This is a genomic window from Pseudomonas sp. CAU 1711, assembly GCF_039888625.1.
Taxonomy (GTDB): domain Bacteria; phylum Pseudomonadota; class Gammaproteobacteria; order Pseudomonadales; family Pseudomonadaceae; genus Aquipseudomonas.
In genome coordinates this window covers 47,549-66,709 of sequence record NZ_JBDQQT010000016.1, presented here as the reverse complement: position 1 = coordinate 66,709, position 19,161 = coordinate 47,549, and the positions used below count along the sequence as shown (strand labels likewise).

The following is a 19,161-nucleotide window of genomic DNA, read 5'->3' as shown; positions in this document are numbered from 1 at the left end:
GCAGGTGCTCAGAGCAGGGTCGGGCAACGCACGCCGACCGCGGCGAAGGCGGCGATGGCGTCGCTGCTGCCGTAGCTGCGGTTCTGCGCCGACTGGATCACGCCGCAGGCGCCCTGGTCGAAGCCGCTGGTCTCGGTCCAGTAGAAGCGGTTGGCGTCGACGAACACCTCGAAGGCCTTGCGCGTGTTCCAGCCGATCGAGTTGGCCAGCAGGTAGAAGGCGCGGTTGTACACCCCGCTGGAGTGGTGCACGTCGATGCCGTCATGGTACTGGCTGGCATGCTCGATCGAGGCGCCGTCGCGGCTGGGCTGGTCCATGTAGCGCAGCGCGCCGCTGGCCTTGAAGATGTCGGCGCCGACCTTCCAGTCGTTGCTGCCCTTCATGAAGTACTCGGCGGCCTCGCCGGCCATGTCCGAGAAGGCCTCGTTGATGCCGCCGGACTGACCCTCGTAGACCAGACCCGAGTTCAGCTCGGTGAAGCCGTGGCTGACCTCGTGGGCCGAGACGTCCAGCGATACCAGCGGATAGAAGCGGTTGCGGCCGTCGCCGAAGGTCATCGCCTGGCCGTCCCAGAAGGCGTTCTCGTAGCCGTTGCCGTAGTGCACCTTCATGTACAGCTTGCGCTCGTTCAGCGGGCGCAGGCCGCCGAACCAGCTGCCGTACATGCGGAACACCAGGTTGCCGAAGTAGTGCGCGTCGTTCAGCGGCGCGAAGGCGCCGTTGATGGCCTTGTAGTCGTTGTACGGGCAGGCGAAGCGGAACGGCGTGATGCTGGCGTTGTTGTAGCTGTGGTTGAGGTTGACGGTGATCACGTCGCCGCTGTTCATCTGGCAGCGGTTGTTGACGATCAGCGGGCCGTACTGGGTGCCGTAGAGGTACTGCCCGGTCTTGGCGTTGCCGCCCGGGCCGCTGGCCTCGGCGTGGGTCAGGCCTTCCCAGCGCTGCAGCAGCTCGCCGCTGTTGGCCTCGATCATGAAGTGCGGGCGCGACGGCTTGGCGCCGCCGAGAAAGAAGGACACCACGTAGGCCAGCTGGGCCTGGCCCTGTTCGTTCTGGCGTACCACCAGCTCGCTCTGCTCGTTGCGCGTCGGCCGGCTGCCGTCCACCAGGCCCTTGGCCTGTTGCAGGGCCTGCTCCTTGCTCAGGGTCGGGGTCGTGTCGCGCACCAGATCCTGCTCGATGCCGACCAGCATGCGCCCGCTGCGCTGGGTGCGGGCGCCCTGGGTCTCGGTGATGGCCTCGCCCCACACCCGCACGCCCTTGTAGAACTGTTGGTAGCGAGTGACGCGGGTGCCGTTCGGCAGGCGGGTGCTGGCGTCCGCGCCGAGCTCGTCCTGGTTCAGGCCGAGGTCGGCGCGAATGTCGCCGGCGGCGATTCCCGCGCGGGCGCTCGGCAGCTTGGCGATATCGACCAGCTGTGCGGCGCTGGCGAGGGTGGGTGCGCTCAGGGTGGCGAGCAGCAGCGAACGGTGGATCAACTTCCTTTGCATGGCGTTCTCCTGGATGGGCGGAGGGGTGCTCCGAGGGTTGGGTTCCGGCCGCCTTGTGGGCGGCGCGGAGTGTTCACCGCCGCCGCTGGCGGATAGCCAGAGCATTGGCGATGAAAGGGGCGCCCGCCGCCGCGCCAGGATGCGGCAGTGCGGCGGGCCTGTTCAGGCGAAGCGCAGGGTCACGCGGCGGTTGTGCCGGCTCTTCTTCTCGATCTTGTCGCAGACCACCGCGCCCACTTCGGCGGTGTTGCGCACGTGGGTGCCGCCGCAGGGCTGCATGTCCACGCCGGGGATGTCGATCACCCGCACCATGCCTTGGGTCGTGGGCGGCGGGACGCGGGTGCGGGTCATTTCGAGCAGGCTGCCGTACTCGCCGGCCGGCAGCTCGTGCGCGCGCACGTCCAGGCCGGCGGCGATCAGCTCGTTGAGCTGGTGGGTGATTCGCTCCTTGTCCAGGGTCGACTCGGGCAGGTCGAAATCCAGGCGACCCTTGTCGGCGGCGATGCTGCAGCCGGTGACCGGCGCATCGATGATCGCGCACAGCAGGTGCAGGCAGGTGTGCATGCGCATGTGGCGGTGGCGGCGCTCCCAGTCCAGGCAGCCCTGCACCTCCATGCCCACCTGCACGCCGGCGCCGCCGTCCTCCAGCCGGTGCCAGATGATCGCGCGCAGCAGCGGGTCGCGCTGGGTGTCGAGCACCGTCACGGCCGAGCCGTCCGGCAGCAGCAGGTGGCCCTGGTCGCCGGGCTGGCCACCGCCGGTGGGGTAGAACAGCGTCTGGTCGAGGGCCACGCCCTGTTCGCTCACGGCCACCACGCGGGCGGTGAAGCAGTGTTGGTAGGGCGCTTGGTCGAACAGGGCGCGGGTCTGTAGGGTCAACGCCGACATGGGTCAGCCTCCTATGCTCAGCAGGTGGGGTTTGAGAACCGCGCGCACCAGGTTGCTCAGGCCGGGCGGGTCCAGCAGGGTCACTTCCTGGGGCAGGCCGCCGACCCACAGGTGCAGCGGGTAGCGCGGCGCGGGCACCAGGGCGTCGAGGTTGCGCAGGCGGTACTGGCGGTGATGGCGCTCGCGCACCGTGCACTCCAGGGCCAGGCAGTCGAGCGGGTTGTGCTCGGCGTCGAGCACGCAGACCTCGTCGCTCTCCGGCAGCTCGCCGACCAGGTGCAGGCGCTCGCCGAGGGCGAAGGCGGCGAGGAAGCCGCGGCTGCCGGCGGCGCTGTCGCGCTGCATCTGCAACTGGTTGACGATGCTGACCCGGGTGTTGGCCGGCACGTCGCGGGTGACCACGCAGGCGGGGCTGATGAAGGCGTGATCGCCGATGCTCACCGCGCCGAGGATGCGCGCGCCGGCGCCGACCTCGACGCCGTTGCCCAGCTGCGGGTGGCGTTTGCCGCCGGGGTTGTCGGCGATGCCCGCGGCGCCCAGGGTCACGCCGCTGAGCAGGTAGCAGTCGTCGCCGATCTCGCTGGTTTCGCCGATCACCGTGCCGAAGCCGTGATCCAGCACGAAGCGCCGGCCGATCCGCGCCGCCGGGTGGATCTCCACGCCGGACTGCAGCTTGCCGGCGTTGGCCAGGCGGTGGGCGATGCGCTCGCGCTCGCTCAGGCCGCCGTGCAGCCAGACCTGATGCGCCAGGCGATGGAACAGCACGGCCTTGAACGAGGCGTAGGTGTCGAGGATCAGCTCGCTGCGCCCGCAGGAGGCCGGATCGCGCTCGGCGTAGGCCTGCAGGTCCTCGCTCACCTGCTGCACGGCGCGGTCCATGATGGTCTCCAGATAGGGCATCAACAGACCCATGTCCTCGGCGCTGAGCGCGTGCACCAGCTGATCGAGCAGTGCGTCGTACAACTTCAAGCTGTCGAGATAGCCTCGCATCCGTCGTTCTCCGCGGCGCTTCAGTCGAAATGAGGGAGGTAGCTGTCGACGCCGTCGTAGACCAGCGTCAGGACCCGCGTGCCACGCGGCAGCTCGCCGGCCAGCTGGGCGATGGCCACCAGGTTGGCCGCCGAGGACAGGCCTAGGCTGACACCGTCGCCGCGCATGGTGCGGCGCACCCGCTCCAGGCAGGCCTGCTTGGTGACCTTGAGCATGCCGTCGAGCACGTCGAGGTTGAGGATGGCCGGCACCAGGCCGATGGACAGGCCCTGGATCTCGTGTGGGGCATGGCGGTCGGCGAGCAGGTCGCACTGCTCGGGCTCCACGCCGAACACCCGCAGCTGCGGCCAGCGCGCCTTGAGCGTCTCGCCCAGGCCGGTGACGTGGCCGCCGGTGCCGATGCCGGCCACCAGGCAGTCCGGCGGCAGCTCGGCGAAGTCGCGGAGGATCTCCTGGGCGGTGGTGCGCCGGTGGATCTCCGGGTTGGCCGGGTTGCGCTGCTGGTTGAGCATCACGTAGCTCGGGTTCTCCAGCTGCAGCTCCATGGCCAGCTCGCCGTGCGAGTTGTTGCCGCGGCGGCTGTCGGACAGCACCACCTCGGCGCCGTACAGGCGCAGCAGCTTCTGCTTCTCCGGGCTGTAGTTGTCGGGGATCACCAGCAGCACGCGGTAGCCGAGGATATTGCCGGCGATGGCCAGGCCGATGCCGGTGTTGCCGCCGCTCGGCTCGATGATGGTCTGGCCGCTGCCCGGCACCAGGATGCCGCGGGCCTCGGCGTCGCGCACCATGGCCAGGGCGATGCGCGCCTTGTGGCTGCCGCCGGGGTTGAGCGATTCCAGCTTGGCGTACACCTCCAGGCCGGTCTCGGCGCTGAAGGCGGCCAGGCGCACCACCGGCGTCTCGCCTATGGCCTGCAGCAGGGAGTCGTGGATCATCGTCCGCTCCTCAGTACAGCGGCATGTCGGGGTCGATGTCGCGGGCCCAGGCCTTGAGCCCGCCCTTGAGCACCTGTACGCGGCTGAAGCCGGCCTCCAGCAACTGGCGCGCGGCGCGCTCGGCGCGCGGACCTCCGTAGCAGATCAGGCACAGCGGGCGGTCGCGCTCCAGCTCGGCCAGGCGCTCGCCCAGCTGGCCCAGCGGAATGTTGCGCGCCGCGGGCAGGAGGCAGACCTCCAGCTCGTTGGGCTCGCGCACGTCGAGCAGCTGCAGTTCCACGCCCAGGTTGAGGCCGAGCTGCAGCTCGTGCGGGGTGACGAAGAAATCCGCCGGCAGCGAGTCGCCGGCGGCCTGCTCGGCGGCGCACTGGGTCGGCGCCTCGACCTGCAGGCTGCGGTCGCTGCGCGCCGGCGAGCAGCTGGGACAGTCGGGGCGGCGCTTGAAGCGCACCTCGGCGAACTTCATCGCCAGGGCGTCGAAGCGCAGCAGGCGGCCGACCAGCGATTCGCCGATGCCGAGGATCAGCTTGATCGCCTCGGTGGCCTGGAGCAGGCCGACCACGCCGGGCAGCACGCCGATCACTCCGCCGGCGTTGCAGTTGGGCGCCAGCTCGGCGGGCGGGCTCTTCGGATAGAGGCAGCGGTAGCAGGGGCCGTCCTGGTGGTTGAACAGGCTGACCTGGCCGTCGAAGCGATGCAGTGCGCCATACACCAGCGGGCGGCCTAGCAGCACGCAGGCGTCGTTGAGCAGGTAGCGGGTGGCGAAGTTGTCGGTGCCGTCGATCACCAGGTCGTAGTCGCCGACCAGCTGCAGGGCATTGTCCGGGGTCAGCGCGCAGTCGTGGGCGTCGATGCGGATGCCCGGGTTGAGATCTTCCAGGCGGCGGCGCGCCGACTCCACCTTGGCCAGGCCGAGGGTGGCGGTGCCGTGCACCACCTGGCGCTGCAGGTTGCTGCTCTCGACCCGGTCGAAGTCGACCAGGCCGAGGGTGCCGATGCCGGCGGCGGCCAGGTACAGGCTGACCGGCGAGCCCAAGCCGCCGGTGCCGATGATCAGCACGCGGGCGTTCTTCAGGCGCAGCTGGCCGGCGCGGCCGACGTCCGGCAGGGTGATGTGGCGCACGTAGCGGCGCACCTCGTCGTTGCTCAGTTCGTCGCAGTCCAGGCCGCCCGAGGTGGCCAGCAGGATGTCCAGCTCGGCGTCTTCCGCCAGCGGGCTGTCGGCATCCAGCAGCTCGCCGCCGGCGGTCAGCAGGAAGTGTTCCTTGAACTGGGCGTTGCCGTAGAACAGGTGTTCGCGCAGCCCGGCGTGGCGGGCGCAGACGTCATCCACCAGTTCGCGCACCGTGCGCCCCGCGCCTTCCAGCCGGGCGGCCGGCAATCGGGCGACGCGCGCCAGCACTTCCGGGAAAATCACCACACTCATAGCCAAACTCCTTTTGATACAGGCCATTAAGGTGAGCCGGGGAACTCCCGGCTGCAGACGAATGCTTCTCCGCTCCACTCGAACAGCTTGGCGCCCAGCGCCTCGCCGGCGCGCACGTCGACCACCAGGTAGGCCACCGGGTGGATGGGCTGGCCCATGAACAGCGCCTTGTCCTCGTCCTCGCGGCTGAAGTAGGCACCGACGTCCGGGTGCGAGTGGTAGATGACCCGCACCGGGTTGTCGCCGCGCAGGCTGCGGTTGAGCAGCAGGGTGTCGGCCACGGCGAAGGTGTAGCCGTTGGCGGCGCTGCGCCGGTACACCTCGGGGTCGAGCCGGTTGAGCTGGTTCTGGATGTTCTGGCCCGGGTGCACCCGGGCATCGGCGAAGACGAAGCCGCAGCATTCCTCGGGGTAGGTCTCGGCGGCGTGGCGGTAGATGGCCTGCAGGGCCTGCTGGTCGAGGACGTCCTGGTGGCTCATGGCTCAGTCCCTCTTCGCCAGGAGTTTTTCCACCGGCACCTTGGTGATGGCGAAGCCGGCCAGCAGCAGGGCGGAGTACAGGGCCAGGTCGCGGGAGATCGGCTGGCCCTCGTACCAGGAGCCGACGATCACCGCGAACACCGGGAAGATGATGAAGACGAAGGACAGGATCACCGGGCTCAGGCGCTTGAGCAGGAAGAAGTAGACGATGAAACCGCCCACCGAGGCGCACAGCCCGAGGTAGGCCAGCGCCGACCAGGAGCGCGCGCTGATGGCGGCGAAGTCCGGGCTTTCCACGCCCAGGCCGACGAGGAACAGCAGCAGGCCGGCGATGCCGATGGGCAGGGTGTTGTAAGTGATCACGCTGATCTCGGCGCCCTGCTTCTTGGTCACCACGTAGCACAGCGCGTGCATCACCGCCGCGGCGAGGATGGCCAGCACCCCGGCGAACTCGTCGTGGGCCAGGCTCAGGCCCTGGCTGCGCAGGATCATGAACAGGCTGGCGAAGCCGATGGCGATGCCCGTCACCTGCGACAGGTAGATGCGCTCGCGCAGGAACAGCGCGGAGAAGATCAGGATGAACACCGGCATGCAGCTGAACAGCAGGGCGGTGAGGCCCGAGGAGACATGGGTCTCACCGTAGTTGAGCAGGTAGTAAGGCAGGCTGAAGTAGCCCAGGGTGACGAAGACGAAGAAGCCCAGCTGGCTGCGCGGGAAGAAGATCGAGTCGCCGCGCACCAGGGCGAAGACCAGGAACAGCGGGAAGGCGATGAGGAAGCGCAGGCCGGAGGCGGTCAGCGGCGGCACGCTTTCCACGGCGATCTTGATCCCCAGCCAGGTGGTGCCCCAGCTGAGGCACACGGTGAGGAACAGCAGCGAGGTGACGAGCGCCGCCAGCCACTGCTGTCTGGATTTGCCGGAGTTTTCAATTACCGCTGACATTGGCATGATGACAATCCTTCGCTTCTGCTAAATTGAACCCTTATAATTCGGTATCAATCGCGATTGATACTGGTCAATCAGGCTATTTGGACGAAAAATGGCTGTCAAACCAATTATTGACACGGTGTCAATGCTGCGGGGTGCGCTGGAATCCGGGCAGGGCGCCAAGTACAAGCGTCTCGCCGACGCCATGGAAATCAGGATTCTCGAGGGTAGCCTCGAAGGCGGGGCGAAACTGCCGCCGCACCGCAGCCTGGCCGATCGCCTCGGGGTGACCATAGGCACGGTCAGCCGCGCCTACGCCGAGCTGGAACGCATGGGCCTGGTGGTGGCGCGGGTCGGCGACGGCACCTTCGTCCGCCAGCGCGACCTGGAGCGCAGGCGCGATGCCGGCTTCAGCAATTTCGTCGAGGAGCGTGCCGAGCAGTACGACATGAGCCGCAACATGCACATCCCCGGCATGGAGACCGAGCTGCTGGCGCAGAGCCTGCAGGACCTGGCCAGGGACCCGCGCACCCTCGGCGAGCTGGCGCTCTACACCCCGGACTTCGGTCTGCCGCGCTATCGCCGGGCCGGTGCGCTCTGGCTCGCCCATGGCGAGTTCCAGCCGCAGGCCGAGCAGGTGCTGTGCGTCAACGGCGGTCAGCACGGCCTGCTCTGCACCCTGATGGCGCTGCTGCGCGCCGGCGACAGCCTGGTGACCGAGCAGCTCACCTACCCGGGGCTGATCACCGCCGCGCGCATGCTCGGCATCAAGCTGCTGGGCGCGGCGATGGACGCCGAGGGGCTGATCCCCGAATCCCTCGACGAACTGTGCCGCTACAACAGGGTCAGCGCCATCTACTGCAGCCCCACGCTGCAGAACCCGACCACCGGGGTGCTCTCCGCCCGGCGCCGCGAGGCCCTGGTCAAGGTCTGCCGCGAGCACAACCTGCTGATCATCGAGGACGAGGCGCACGCCGTGCTGGTGGCCGACCGGCCGTTGCCGCTGAGCCACTACGCTCCGGAGCGCAGCGTGCTGATCGCCAGCCTGAGCAAGGCGGTGGCCGCCGGCCTGCGGGTCGGCTACCTGCACGCGCCGGCGCCGCTGGTCAGCCGCATCGCCGCCGGCCTGCGCGCCAGCTGCTGGATGGCCACGCCGCTGGCCATGGAGCTGGCCTCCCGCTGGATCGAGGACGGCATCGCCGGCACCCTGCTGGAGCAGCAGATCGCCGAGATCGGCCGGCGCAAGGCGCTGGTCCAGGGGCTGCTGGAGGGGCTCAACTACCGGACCCATCCGCAGTGCCCGCACTTCTGGATCGAGGTGCCCGAGCCCTGGCGGGCCTCGGATGTGGCGGCCGATCTGAAGCTGAAGAACTACCTGATCGCCACTGCGGAAGCCTTCGCCGTCGGCCGGGCGGCGGTGCCGCAGTTCGTCCGCGCCAGCGTCAGCAACGCCTCGCACGACGATCTGCTGTTGCTGCAGGGCTTCCAGACCCTGGGCAACAGCCTGCGCCAGGGCAACGAGCCGTTCGCCGAGTGAGCGGCGGCGGGAGCTGCGTGGCGCTTTTTCGCACGCCGATGGCGCATTGCCTTCTATCGTTTAACTCATGAAGTCGACGAGGCTTCCGATAATTGAGGATGGCCTCGAGGCGACGGAGGCGTGGCTCGGCATTTGCCAAGCCAGGACTTCGCGGTTTCGTCCGATCAAGGAGTTCGACGATGAATGCACTGCTAAAGCCCGGGGTGAGCGCGCTGGAAAGGTTCAGCTTCGCCCGCAAGTTCCAACTGCTGGCCCTGCTGTTCATCCTGCCGCTGGCCTATGCCGCCTGGTCCATCGGCGACAACTATCTGGGCAAGTTGCGGGTGGTCGACGAGGAGCACTCCGGGGTGCTGCAGCTGCAGGCCCTTGACCGCGTCGAGCTGGTGCTGGTGCGCCAGCGCAACCTCACCGCGCGCTGGAAGGCCACCGAGCGCAACCGCCAGGCCTCGGCCGAGACCCAGGCCGCCATGGCCCTCATGCAGCAGAGCGAAGCCGACTTGGAGCAGGCGCTGCAGCGTCTGCAGCAGACCCTGCACGACGAGGGCGCTGGCAAGCAGAGCCTGGCCGCTTTGCAGAACCTGCAGGGCCTGCGCAATGGCCTGCGCGCCCAGGCCCTGGACGACCTCGGCTGGTGGCCGGACGCCTACGACAGGTTCACCCAGGCCCTGCAGCAGCTGGGCAGCCTGCGCGAGCAGATCACCACCGAGAGCGGCCTGATCCTCGACCCCTGGCTGGAGACCTACCTGCTGATGCAGGTCGGCACCCAGGGCGCGCCGCGTCTGCAGCAGCAGCTCGGCGTGCTGGCCAGCGTCGGCCAGGGCGCGGTGGCGGCCGGCCAGTTCAGCCTGCAGAGCCGCCTGCAGCTGCGCGAGATCCGCGCCGCCACCGGCGAGTCGCGGCAGCAGCTGGGCAAGCTCGGCGAGCGCCTGGAGCAGGAACTGCCGAAGGCGCTGGCGGGCTGGAACCAGACCTACGCGCGGAGCATGGCCGGGCTGGATGCCTGGATCGCGCAGCTGGATCAGAAAATGTACGGCGACGGCGGCATCCAGCTCGACCTGGCCGCCTTCGAGCGCGGCATGGACGCCGCCCACCAGCAGGTCGAGGAGCTGCAGCGGGCGACCCTGGAGGCCCTCGACAGCCGCCTCGGCCAGTACCGGGCCAAGGCCCTGCGCGCCTTGATCGTCACCCTCGGCGCCTTCGGCCTGCTGGTGGCGCTGGCGCTCTACGCCCTGCTCTGCCTGCAGGTGTCGATCCGTGGCAGCAGCTGGCGCATCACCTCCCTGGCGCAGTCGCTGCGCGATGGCGACCTGCGCACCCGGGTCACCGTGCACGGCCAGGACGAGCTGGCGCTGATCGGCGCCGCGCTGAACGATGCGGTCGCGCAGCTGCGCGGCTCGCTGCAGGGGGTCAACCGCGAGAGCGCCGAGCTCAACGACACCGTGCGGGTGCTCGGCGACGAGGCGCGCCGCGCCCTCGGCGCGGTGGAACAGCAACAGCAGCAGGTCAGCCAGATCGCCGCCGCCGCCACGCAGATGGCCGCCACCGCGCAGAGCGTGGCGGAGAACTGCGAGCTGGCGGCGCAGGATGCCAACCAGACCCGGCATATCGCCGAGCAGAGCAACCAGCGCAGCCAGCAGACCACCGCCAGCATGCGCCAGCTCACCGCGCGCCTGGGCGACACCGCCGCCGCGCTGGGCGAGCTGCGCCAGCAGGCGCAGCAGATCGACCGGGTGGTGGACGTGATCAAGGGCATCGCCGAGCAGACCAACCTGCTGGCGCTCAACGCCGCCATCGAAGCGGCGCGGGCCGGCGAGGCCGGGCGCGGTTTCGCCGTGGTGGCCGACGAGGTGCGCTCGCTGTCGCAGCGTACCCAGGAGTCGACCCGCGAGATCAGCGCCACGGTCGAGGCCCTGCAGCGCGTGGTGCTGGAGTCGGTGGAGCTGATGCAGACGGCCTGCGGCCAGGCGGATGCCGAGGCCGGAGCGGTCACCGAGCTGGGCGATCACCTGGGCGAGATCGCCGGCGCCGTGCAGCGGGTCAGCGACATGCTGACCCAGATCGCCGCCGCCGTGGAGCAGCAGGCGGCCACGGCCGAGGAGGTCAGCGGCAATATCCAGCGGGTCGACGAGGCCGCCGCCGATCTACTGCACGGCGCGCAGACCGTGCATGGCGTCGCCGACCGCCTGAGCCAGGGCAGTCGCAGCCTGGCGCAGAATACCGCGCATTTCCATCTGGAATGATGCGTGCTGCCTAGGTAGGGCTACGTATGCACGAAGGCCTAAGGAAACGCTGAAGAAAACTTCCTGAATCAGGTGAGATGTACCGATCTCGTTGTTCGAGTATGTAGGTAATTACAAGCAGACCTGCTAGCAACTGCCCTCGAGGTAACGCTCGAGGGCCTCATCCAGTGTTACTCGCACGAAGCTGATGATTGTGGCTATCTATAAGGACTCTAAAGGCAGGCTGGCGTACCAGCACTGTACCGATTTTGTACCTTTGGACCATAGACTGATCCAGATGCCACTACCGTTATGAGAAAAAAGCCGCGCATTGCGCGGCTTTGGAGTTGGTGGGCCCACACGGACTCGAACCGTGGACCAAAGGATTATGAGTCCTCTGCTCTAACCGACTGAGCTATAGGCCCTCAGAAGGAGCGGCGGATTATACCGGCGCCTTTTCCGCGCTGCCAATCGTTAGCGGGCCGAGAAAGTTGGCGGCGAAGGCTTCGGCGCTGAGCGGGCGGCTGACCACGTAGCCCTGGATTTGCGCGCAGCCTTCGCTGGTGAGGAAGATCTCCTGGGCCTTGGTTTCCACGCCTTCGGCGATCACCGTCATCTGCAGGCTGCGGCCGAGGGCGATGATGGCGCGGGTGATGGCGGCGTCGTCGGGGTCGCCGGGCAGGCCGCGGACGAAGGACTTGTCGATCTTCAGGATGTCCAGCGGCAGGCGCTTGAGGTAGCTGAGCGAGGAGTAGCCGGTGCCGAAGTCGTCTATCGCTAGCTGCAGGCCGAGCGCCTTGAGTCCGTGGAGGATCGACAGGGCCTCTTCGGCCTGGGTCATGATGAAGCTCTCGGTGATTTCCAGCTGCAGTTTCTCGGCGGCCAGGCCGAAGTCGCTCAGGGCCCCGGCGATGCGCGCGGTCAGCTGTGGTTGGCGCAGTTGGCTGCCGGACAGGTTGATCGACAGCGGGCCGAAAGGTGCATGGTTTTCCTGCCAGATGCGCATTTGCCGGCAGGCCTCCTGCAGGACCCAGTCGCCGAGCGGGAGGATCAGGCCGCTCTCTTCGGCCAGCGGGATGAAGCGGTCCGGTGGGATGTCGCCGAACACTGGGTGGTGCCAGCGCAGCAGGGCTTCGGCGCCGACCAGTTCGCCCTTGTGCAGGCACAGCTTGGGTTGGTAATGCAGGCTCAGCTCGTCGCGTTCGATGGCGCGGCGCAGCTCCAGATCCAGGGTCATGCGTTCGGTGGCCTGGAAGGTCAGGCTGCGGGTGTAGAACTCGACGCGATTGCGGCCCTTGGCCTTGGAGCTGTACATGGCCGCGTCGGCGTTCTTCACCAGGGTGGCGACGTCGTTGCCGTTCTCGGGGAACAGGCTGATGCCGATGCTGGCGCTGATGAAGAACTCGTGGCCTTCGGCCTGGAAGGGGGCGTTGAAGCAGGCCAGCAGCTTGTTCGCCACCCGCTCGGCATCGCCTGGCAGATGCAGGCCGGGCAGCAGCACGATGAATTCGTCGCCACCCAGGCGCGCCACCGTGTCGATGTCGCGCAACTGCTCGCGCAGGCGCTGGGCGATGCTCTTGAGCAGCAGGTCGCCGACCGGGTGGCCGAGGCTGTCGTTGATGTGTTTGAAGCGGTCCAGATCGAGGAACAGCACGGCGCCGCGGGCATGGTCGGTGCGCACGTCGCGCAGCGCCTGCTCCAGGCGGCTCTCGAACAGCAGGCGGTTGGGCAGGCCGGTCAGCGGGTCGTGGTGGGCCTGGTAGTCCAGGCGGTCCTGGGCGAGTTTGAGCGAGCTGATGTCGGCGAACACGCCGACGAAGTGGGTGATCTGCCCGCTGCGGTCGCGCACCGCGCTGATGGTCAGCCACTCCGGGTACAGCTCGCCGTTCTTGCGCCTGTTCCACACCTCGCCTTGCCAGTGGCCGGTGGCGGCCAACTGGTGCCACATGGCGGCATAGAAGGCGCTGTCATGCTTGCCGGAGGCGAGCAGGCGCGGACTCTGCCCCAGGGCTTCTGCTTCGCTATAGCCGGTGATGTCGGTGAAGGCGCGGTTGACCGCGGTGATGCGCTGTTCCAGGTCGGTGATCATCACGCCTTCGGCGGTGCTCTCGAAGACGGTGGCGGCCTGGTGCAGGCGCTCCTGCATCTGTTCGCGCTCGGTGATGTCGCGGGCGATGATCAGCAGGCAGGGCTCCTCGTCGAGGGTCAGTGACTGCACCGCCAGCTCACCGAGACGGCGCTGGCCGTTGCGGGTGTTGATCCAGGCGCGGAAGCCGCTGAGCGCGCCATGTTCGCGCACCTGTTCGAGCATCCTCTGGCGGTCCTCTGGGTAGCTCCAGAGCCCCAGCTCCAGCGTGCTGTGGCCCACGATCTCCTCGGCCGTGTAGCCGCTGATGCGTTGCGCTCCGGTGTTGGCCTCGAGAATCATGCCGTCGCGCAGGCGGGTGATCAGCAGGCCATCCGGGGAGGCGTGGAAGGCCTTGGAGAACTTGTCCTGGGAGACTTCCAGCTGTTGCTGCATGTGTTTGAGCGCGGTGATGTCGCGCACGGCGACCACCAGGGCGGGCTCGCCGCCCAGCTCGATGTGCTGGGCCGAGATCAGGCCGGTGAAGGGCTCGCCATTGCGGGGCTGTAAGGGCAGCTCGATATTGTTCAGCACCTCGTGCTGCAGGCGGTCGAGCAGCATGGGGCCGACGCCCTGCTGGCCCCAGATGCCGAGTTCGGTGGCGGTCTTGCCGGTGGCCTCTTCGGCGGCGATACCCAGTTGCTGCTCGAAGGTGCGGTTGACGCTGAGTATCACGCCATCCTGGCGGCGCACGATGACCAGGCTGTCCGGGCAATTGTGGAACACCGAGGCGAAGCGCTCTTCCGACAGGCGCAGGGCCTGTTCGGCCTGTTTGGCGGCGCTGATATCGATCATCAGGCCGCGCAGCTGCTGACCGTCCTGGCGATCGAGCGTGACGATGTCGCGTATCCACACCACTCGCCCGTCGGCGCTCAGCATGCGGTAGTCCAGGCTGTGGTCGCGCCCGGCCTGGGTCTCGCCCATGCAGTAGTTCTGCGCGCGCTCGGCATCCTCGGGATGCAGGGTGCTCTGCCAGAAGCCGGCTTGCAGCCAGTCGGCGAGCGGGTAGCCGAGGAGTTTCTCGGCGTGTGGCGAGACGTAGGTGAAGCGGTAGTCGGGGAGGCGCATCTGCCAGGCGATGGCGCTGAGGCTCTCGACCAGGCTGCGATAGTGCAGTTCGCTGTCGCGCAGCTGTTCTTCCAGCGCTTTGCGGCCGTCGATCTCCCGGCGCAGGCGGCGGTTGCCGCGCAGGGCCAGGCCCAGTATCACCAGGGCCAGCAGCAGGGCCGGCAAGCCATAGAGCAGCACCTGGCGCCAGACGTGCCGGCTGTCCAGCACGCCGCCGACCCAGGGCTCCTGTAGCGCGGCGACTTCGGCCGGGCTGAGGTCGGCGAACAGCTTGTCGAGTATGCCGATCAGCGGCGCCTGGCTCTTCGGCGTGGCCATCGCCAGTTGGTAGCGATAGGGCGTTTCGCCGCTCACGCTGAGGCCTTCCAGTTTGAGTTGACGCAGGCTCCATACGCTGGAGGCGAGGTCGCCGACCATGGCGTCGGCCTGGCCGATGGCCAGGGCCTGCAGGGCGGCGCTGACGCTGGGTAGCGGCAGCAGGCTGAGGTCGGGGTGGCGGCTGCGCAGCAGTTCGTGCGGGGCGTAGTCCTTGACCACGGCGACCTTCAGCCCGTACAGCTGGTCGAGTCTGCTTGGCTGGGGCCCACCCTGGTGGGCGAGGATGACGATGGGGAAGTCCAGGTAGGGGCGGGTGAACAGCAAGTCGCGCTGTCGCTCCGGCGTGGACATCACCCCGGGCAGCAGGTCCAGGCTACCGGCCTTGGCGCTCTCCAGTACCTCGCTCCAGCTCTTGGGCTCGACCGGTATGAAACGGATGTCGAGGCGCTGCTCGATCAAGCCGATGTAGGCCGCGCTGAGGCCGCTGTAGCGGCCCTGTTCGTCGCGGAATTCGAAAGGCGGCCAGGAGGCATCTATTCCCAGGCGCAGCTGCGGGTGCTCCTGCAGCCAGGCCCGCTCCTCCGGGCTGAGTTCGAGGGCGAGCGCGGGCGGCGTCCAGCACGCCAGGCACGACAGGAGAATGGCCAGCAGGCGCGACATGCGACAGGTCCGAAAAGCCTGAGTACGGTTTCAGTGTAGTCGGCGCTCAGGCAAAAAATCGCGGGGGCGACTATTGCAGTCGCCCTTGCGGGCAGCGGCTCGAAGGGGGAGGTGGGATACAAAAAACCCGGCGTTTGCCGGGTTTTTTGTCGTCACTCGTCGAGGAAGGAACGCAGGTGCTCGCTGCGGGTCGGGTGGCGCAGCTTGCGCAGCGCCTTGGCCTCGATCTGGCGGATACGCTCGCGGGTGACATCGAACTGCTTGCCGACTTCCTCGAGGGTGTGGTCGGTGTTCATGTCGATGCCGAAGCGCATGCGCAGCACCTTGGCCTCGCGTGCGGTGAGCCCGGCGAGGACTTCGCGGGTGGCTTCCTTGAGGCTTTCCACGGTGGCCACCTCGATCGGCGACTGCATGGTGGAATCCTCGATGAAGTCGCCCAGATGCGAGTCTTCGTCGTCGCCGATCGGCGTTTCCATGGAGATCGGCTCCTTGGCGATCTTCAGCACCTTGCGGATCTTGTCCTCGGGCATCTCCATGCGCTCGCCCAGCTCTTCCGGGGTCGGCTCGCGGCCCATCTCCTGCAGCATCTGGCGGGAGATGCGGTTGAGCTTGTTGATCGTCTCGATCATGTGCACCGGGATGCGGATGGTGCGCGCCTGGTCGGCGATCGAGCGGGTGATCGCCTGGCGGATCCACCAGGTGGCGTAGGTCGAGAACTTGTAGCCGCGACGGTATTCGAACTTGTCCACCGCCTTCATCAGGCCGATGTTGCCTTCCTGGATCAGGTCGAGGAACTGCAGGCCGCGGTTGGTGTACTTCTTGGCGATGGAGATCACCAGGCGCAGGTTGGCCTCGACCATCTCCTTCTTGGCGCGGCGGGCCTTGGCCTCACCGATGCTCATGCGCCGGTTGATGTCCTTGATCTCGGCGACCACCAGGTCGGCGTCGGCCTCGATGGCGGCCATCTTCTCCTGGCAGCGCTGGATGTCGGCCTGCAGCTTGCCGATGGCTTCGGCGTACTTGGCCTTGCCCTTGGCCAGGCCGACGGACCACTGCAGGTCCACTTCGTTGCCGGGGAACAGCTTGAGGAAGTCGGCACGCGGCATGCGCGCGTCGCGCACGCACAGCTGCATGATGGCGCGCTCCTGGGCGCGCACCTGCTCCAGCGAGCCGCGCACGCGCTCGACCAGGGCATCGAACTGCTTGGGCACCAGCTTGATCGGCATGAACAGCTCGGCCAGCAGCAGCTGCTCCTTGTCCGCCTGCTTGCTGCCGCGGCCATGCTTCTTCAGAGCCTTGCGGGTCTTCTCCAGCTGCTCGGCGACCGCGCCGAAACGACGGGCGGCCTCTTCCGGATCGGGGCCGCCATCGCCCTCGTCATCGGAATCGCTGTCGTCGCTGTCGTCCTCTTCCTCGTCGTCCTTGGCTTCGGCGGCGGCTGCCTTGAGCTCGGGCTCGACTTCCTCGGCCGGCAGGCTGCCGTCGTCCGGGTCGATGTAGCCGCTGAGTACGTCGGACAGGCGGCCGCCTTCGCTGGTGACGCGCTGGTATTCGGCGAGGATGCTGTCGACGGTGCCGGGGAAGTGGGCGATGGCGCCCATCACCTCGCGGATGCCTTCCTCGATGCGCTTGGCGATCTCGATCTCGCCCTCGCGGGTCAGCAGCTCAACGGTACCCATTTCGCGCATGTACATGCGCACCGGGTCGGTGGTGCGACCTATGTCGGTCTCCACCGCGGCCAGGGCGGCGGCGGCTTCTTCGGCGGCGGCTTCGTCGGTGTCGGCCTCGGCCAGCAGCAGGGCGTCGGCGTCCGGAGCGCTCTCGAATACGTTGATCCCCATGTCGTTGATCATGCGGATGATGTCTTCCACCTGCTCCGGATCGGAGATGTCCTCCGGGAGGTGGTCGTTGACCTCGGCGTAAGTCAGGTAACCCTGCTCACGACCACGGCTGATCAACTCTTTCAAACGAGACTGCTGTTGCGCTTTTCCGGACATAGCACCCTATCCACTGAAGGTCTTGGCGGGCTGAAAATAAGCCGAGGATTATACCCGATTCGGCGCCTCAGGCGCCAGTTGGGCTCTTGCTGTCGGGCGACGAGGGGTGGCTGAACTGCTCTCTCAATAGAGCCTTCTCCTCGTCGCTAAGTTCGCTGGGGCTCTTGTGCATGACGCTGCGCAACAGCTGTTCGCGGCGTTTCTTCAGCTGGCCACTGGCAAGTGTAGTAATGGTGTCGAAGAACTGCCGTTCAAGATTTTCACTCTCGATCAGCCACTCTTTTTCCGCCAGGGCGCGCAGCAGGCGACCCTGCTCGGTGCCGTGCCAGCGCGCGATCAGTTGCAGCGAGCGTAGCTTGGGGTTCTTCTGCAGGGTGCCGACCAGGGCGACCAGTAGCTGGGCGTAGGTGTCGTCTTCGTCGGCGAAATGGCTGACATCCTCGACTTTCTGTGCCAGCTGGGGGTGGTGCAGCAGGGTGCGCAGGGCGGTCAGGGTCGGCGATTCGACGTGCACCGGCTTGCGCGGTGGTGCGTTCTCTCGATTGCCTTTCTTCCAGTCGCCGCCCTTCTTCCAGGCCTTGCCGTCGCCTTTCTGCCAGGTCTTCTTCGGTTCGAAGGCCGTGGCCGGTGGCTCGATATGGTCGGCGTAGTCGGCGATGTCGCCGTATTCCGGCTGGGCGTCGTAGTAATGGCCGTAGTCCGCAGGAGGCTCGTGGCTGCTGGTCGGCGCGGCGGGTGCGGGTGGGGCGCTCTGTGCGACCTGCTGCAGCATCTCGCCGGACAGGCCGGTGATCTCCGACAGGCGCTGGCGCATCAGGGCGCGCAGGTGGTTGCCGGGGATCCTGTCGATCAGTGGGGCGGCCAGGGTCACCAGGTGCGCCTTGCCTTCCAGGGAGCGCGGGTCGGCCTCCTCGGTGAGCTGCTGGAAGAAGTAGTCGGCCAGCGGCTGGGCGTGTTGGTTGATGCGCGCGCGGAAGGCGTCTGTGCCTTCGCTGCGCACCAGGGTGTCCGGGTCTTCGCCGTCGGGCAGGAACAGGAAGCGCGCGCGCCGGCCGTCCTGCAGGTTGGGCAGGGTGGCCTCCAGGGCGCGCCAGGCGGCCTTGCGCCCGGCGGCGTCGCCGTCGAAGCAGAACAGCACGCTGGGCACCAGGCGGAACAGGCGCTTGAGGTGCTCCTCGCTGGTCGCCGTGCCGAGGGTCGCCACCGCGTTGCGCAGGCCCTGCTGGGCCAGGGCGATGACGTCCATGTAGCCCTCGACCACCATGATCTCGTCGAGCTCGCGGTTGTTCTTGCGCGCCTCGTACAGGCCGTAGAGCTCCTGGCCCTTGTGGAACACCGGGGTCTCGGGCGAGTTCAGGTACTTGGGCTTGTCGTCGCCCAGCACGCGGCCGCCGAAGGCGATCACGCGGCCGCGGCTGTCGCGGATGGGGAACATCACGCGGTCGCGGAAGCGGTCGTAGATGCGCCCGTTCTCGGCGTTCTCGATCAGCAGGCCGGCGTCGATCATGGCCTTCTGCTGCAGCTTGTCGCCGGCCAGGTGCTTGTGCAGGTTGTCCCAGCCCGGCGGGGCGAAGCCGAGGCCGAAGTCGCGGGCGATCTCGCCGGTCAGGCCGCGGCGCTTGAGGTAGTTCACCGCCGCCTTGCGCGTCGGGTGGCTCTTCAGGGCCTGGCGGTAGTAGTCGGCGGCGGCGGTCAGTAGCGGATAGAGCGGCGAGTCGGTGGGCTGGCGCGGCGTGCGGCCGCGGCCGCCGTCCTCGCGCGGCACGTCCATGCCGGCGCGCTTGGCCAGGTCCTCGACGGCCTGGGGGAAGTCCAGGCCATCGTGGTCCATGACGAAGCCGAGGGCGTTGCCGCCGGCGCCGCAGCCGAAGCAGTAGTAGAACTGCTTGTCCGGGCTGACGCTGAAGGAGGGCGTCTTCTCCTTGTGGAAGGGGCAGCAGGCCGTGTAGTTCTTGCCGGCCTTCTTCAGCTGGATGCGCGAACTCACCACCTCGACTATGTCGGTGCGGTTGAGCAGGTCGTCGATGAAGGACTGCGGAATCAGACCGGCCATGGCGCGTCGGGAAAGGAGAGGGGAGGCGGCAGCATAAACGAAAAAACTC

The 19,161-nt window shown here is 67.7% G+C and carries 10 protein-coding genes, 1 tRNA gene and 1 pseudogene; 2 read left to right on the top strand and 10 right to left on the bottom strand.

Annotated features, from left to right (window positions below; genetic code table 11):
• Window positions 1-8: 8 nt before the first annotated feature.
• The 6 genes and pseudogenes from AAFN46_RS17475 to AAFN46_RS17450 all read right to left on the bottom strand — a co-directional run bounded on the left by AAFN46_RS17475 (window position 9) and on the right by AAFN46_RS17450 (window position 7,105).
• Window positions 9-1,490 (bottom strand): M4 family metallopeptidase, encoded by a 1,482-nt coding sequence (locus AAFN46_RS17475; RefSeq protein WP_347809972.1) that lies wholly within the window; start codon window positions 1,488-1,490, stop codon window positions 9-11.
• A gap of 162 nt (window positions 1,491-1,652) precedes the next feature.
• On the bottom strand, window positions 1,653-2,378 hold the full coding sequence (locus AAFN46_RS17470) for an alanyl-tRNA editing protein (RefSeq protein WP_347809971.1): 726 nt from the start codon (window positions 2,376-2,378) through the stop codon (window positions 1,653-1,655).
• A gap of 3 nt (window positions 2,379-2,381) precedes the next feature.
• A complete protein-coding gene (locus AAFN46_RS17465) occupies window positions 2,382-3,368 on the bottom strand; it encodes a serine O-acetyltransferase (RefSeq protein ID WP_347809970.1) in 987 nt (328 codons plus the stop codon).
• A 20-nt stretch (window positions 3,369-3,388) separates the two neighbouring features.
• Window positions 3,389-4,303: a PLP-dependent cysteine synthase family protein gene (locus AAFN46_RS17460; protein ID WP_347809969.1), complete on the bottom strand. Its 915-nt coding sequence runs from the start codon at window positions 4,301-4,303 to the stop codon at window positions 3,389-3,391.
• A gap of 10 nt (window positions 4,304-4,313) precedes the next feature.
• Window positions 4,314-6,208, bottom strand: a pseudogene (gene moeB / locus AAFN46_RS17455) (molybdopterin-synthase adenylyltransferase MoeB).
• A gap of 3 nt (window positions 6,209-6,211) precedes the next feature.
• Window positions 6,212-7,105, bottom strand: a complete 894-nt coding sequence (locus AAFN46_RS17450; protein WP_347810029.1) for a DMT family transporter — start codon at window positions 7,103-7,105, stop codon at window positions 6,212-6,214.
• A gap of 142 nt (window positions 7,106-7,247) precedes the next feature.
• Between AAFN46_RS17450 and AAFN46_RS17445 the strand changes: the two genes are divergently transcribed.
• Window positions 7,248-8,672, top strand: a complete 1,425-nt coding sequence (locus AAFN46_RS17445) for a PLP-dependent aminotransferase family protein (RefSeq protein WP_347809968.1) — start codon at window positions 7,248-7,250, stop codon at window positions 8,670-8,672.
• A 179-nt stretch (window positions 8,673-8,851) separates the two neighbouring features.
• Window positions 8,852-10,912, top strand: a complete 2,061-nt coding sequence (locus tag AAFN46_RS17440; protein WP_347809967.1) for a HAMP domain-containing methyl-accepting chemotaxis protein — start codon at window positions 8,852-8,854, stop codon at window positions 10,910-10,912.
• A gap of 327 nt (window positions 10,913-11,239) precedes the next feature.
• Here AAFN46_RS17440 and AAFN46_RS17435 read toward each other — a convergent pair.
• From AAFN46_RS17435 to dnaG, 4 genes are all read right to left on the bottom strand, one after another.
• Window positions 11,240-11,316 (bottom strand) — tRNA-Ile (locus AAFN46_RS17435).
• 17 nt (window positions 11,317-11,333) lie between these two features.
• On the bottom strand, window positions 11,334-15,062 hold the full coding sequence (locus tag AAFN46_RS17430; protein ID WP_347809966.1) for an EAL domain-containing protein: 3,729 nt from the start codon (window positions 15,060-15,062) through the stop codon (window positions 11,334-11,336).
• A gap of 152 nt (window positions 15,063-15,214) precedes the next feature.
• Window positions 15,215-17,059 carry an RNA polymerase sigma factor RpoD gene (gene rpoD, locus AAFN46_RS17425; protein WP_347809965.1) on the bottom strand — a complete coding sequence of 615 codons (1,845 nt, stop codon included), beginning with the start codon at window positions 17,057-17,059 and terminating at the stop codon, window positions 15,215-15,217.
• 67 nt (window positions 17,060-17,126) lie between these two features.
• Window positions 17,127-19,112 (bottom strand): DNA primase, encoded by a 1,986-nt coding sequence (dnaG, locus tag AAFN46_RS17420; protein WP_347809964.1) that lies wholly within the window; start codon window positions 19,110-19,112, stop codon window positions 17,127-17,129.
• Between the last annotated feature and the right edge of the window lie 49 nt (window positions 19,113-19,161).

Excerpts from the sequence above, each read along its gene's own strand:
- AAFN46_RS17460 (WP_347809969.1), bottom strand. The coding sequence starts at position 4,303 with ATGATCCACGACTCCCTGCTGCAGGCCATAGGCGAGACGCCGGTGGTG.
- AAFN46_RS17470 (WP_347809971.1), bottom strand. The coding sequence starts at position 2,378 with ATGTCGGCGTTGACCCTACAGACCCGCGCCCTGTTCGACCAAGCGCCC.
- dnaG (WP_347809964.1), bottom strand. The coding sequence starts at position 19,112 with ATGGCCGGTCTGATTCCGCAGTCCTTCATCGACGACCTGCTCAACCGC.
- AAFN46_RS17475 (WP_347809972.1), bottom strand. The coding sequence starts at position 1,490 with ATGCAAAGGAAGTTGATCCACCGTTCGCTGCTGCTCGCCACCCTGAGC.
- AAFN46_RS17445 (WP_347809968.1), top strand. The coding sequence starts at position 7,248 with ATGGCTGTCAAACCAATTATTGACACGGTGTCAATGCTGCGGGGTGCG.
- AAFN46_RS17465 (WP_347809970.1), bottom strand. The coding sequence starts at position 3,368 with ATGCGAGGCTATCTCGACAGCTTGAAGTTGTACGACGCACTGCTCGAT.
- rpoD (WP_347809965.1), bottom strand. The coding sequence starts at position 17,059 with ATGTCCGGAAAAGCGCAACAGCAGTCTCGTTTGAAAGAGTTGATCAGC.
- AAFN46_RS17440 (WP_347809967.1), top strand. The coding sequence starts at position 8,852 with ATGAATGCACTGCTAAAGCCCGGGGTGAGCGCGCTGGAAAGGTTCAGC.
- AAFN46_RS17430 (WP_347809966.1), bottom strand. The coding sequence starts at position 15,062 with ATGTCGCGCCTGCTGGCCATTCTCCTGTCGTGCCTGGCGTGCTGGACG.